Origin of the sequence: Dietzia sp. SYD-A1 (genome assembly GCF_015356725.1) — a bacterium.
Taxonomy (GTDB): domain Bacteria; phylum Actinomycetota; class Actinomycetes; order Mycobacteriales; family Mycobacteriaceae; genus Dietzia.
Genome location: NZ_JADDKI010000443.1, coordinates 1 through 1431, shown reverse-complemented (window position 1 = coordinate 1431; position 1431 = coordinate 1). Strand labels below are relative to the sequence as shown.

Annotated in this window: 1 protein-coding gene and 1 pseudogene; both read left to right on the top strand. The window is 71.8% G+C overall.

The features are described 5' to 3' along the window. Positions 1-291, top strand: a pseudogene (locus tag IY392_RS15460) (DNA repair protein RecN); the annotation flags it as partial. A gap of 59 nt (positions 292-350) precedes the next feature. Beyond that, on the top strand, positions 351-1431 hold a 1081-nt coding region (gene steA, locus IY392_RS15455), incomplete at its 3' end, for a putative cytokinetic ring protein SteA (protein ID WP_194861682.1).

Below are 1431 nucleotides of genomic sequence, written 5' to 3'. Positions count from 1 at the left end.
CATCAGGTGATCGCGGTGACGCACCTCGCGCAGGTCGCCGCATACGCGGACACGCATCTCGTGATCCACAAGGCCACCGGCTCCGCCGCCGACCCCACCGACTCCGCCGCCGAGCCCACGGGCGGCGAGGGCGTCGTGTCGGGCGTGCGGGCGGTCGACGACGCGGACCGGGTCACCGAACTCGCGCGGATGCTCGCGGGCATGGAGGACACCGACACCGGGCTCGCGCACGCCGAGGAGCTTCTGGCCAAGGCGCAATCGGAGAAGTCTCAAGCTCAAGTCGACCGTTAACCCGACACGCCGATCCGACCTCCCTCGTCACTCGAATCACACGCGTGATACTCGGGCACATGAAGATGACGGGTCTGCTCAATCGCCGCTCCAACGATCTCGCCGGTGTGGTCGGTACCGTCCGCCAGATCCGGGCGGGATCCCCGATCCCCCGGAAGCTCGGCGCCAAGGACGTCGCCGTGCTGGACCTCAACCGGACGTCGGCCGCCACCGCCCGCGCCGTCGTCGACGCCGGCGTCACCGCCGTCGTCCATGTACCGCGCGCCGGGGACGAGCGGTTGCCCCGGGCCGCGTACCGGATCCTCGCCTCCTCCGACATCCCGGTCATCGAGGACGCGGATCTCGCGGAGGTCGACGACGGGACCCGGGTCCGGATCGACGAGGGAGTGATCTACTCCGTCAAATCCGAGGACCAGCTGGCCACCGGGCGCGAGTCCGGTTCGGCCACCCTGCTCTCCGAGGTCCACGCGGCAGAACACGACTACGTCGAGTCCGCGCTGGCGCACCTGGCCAACGCCACGGAGTTCCTCAGCCTGGAGCACCAGCTGCTCCTCGACGGCGAGGGCCTGCCCGGGATCGATGTGGACTTCTCCGGCCGCCACGTGGTGGTGGTGACCGGGGACGGGTCCTCGGAGGCCCAGCTCGCCGGCCTCAAGCCGTTCATGAAGGAGTATCGACCGGTGGTCGTCGGTGTGGACAGGGGCGCCGAGGTCCTGCGGGCGGCCCGCGTCACCGCCGACGTCGTGGTCGCGACCCCGACCGGCGTCTCCGAGGAGGTCCTCACCGACGGCGCGGTCCTCGTCGTTCCGGCCGACCGCGACGGCAGGGCCGAGGGCCTGGAGCGGGTCACCGAACTCGGCGTGGGCGCGACCACCTTCCCGGCCGCGGCGACCGCGCGCGACATGGCCCTGCTGCTGGCATACCACGGCGGGGCGGAGATGATCGTGGTGACCGGTGACGATCGCGGTCTGGAGAACGCCTTCGCGGGCTCTTCGGCGCCGTCGTCGACCATGGTCGACACCGCCGTGTCGTCCCGCCTCGTGCACGCCGACGCGTGCGCCACGCTGTACCGCTCGCGCGGCGCCGGGATCGGCCTGGCCCTCGTGGTGCTCGCGGCCCTCGTCGCGGTGGCCGCGGTGG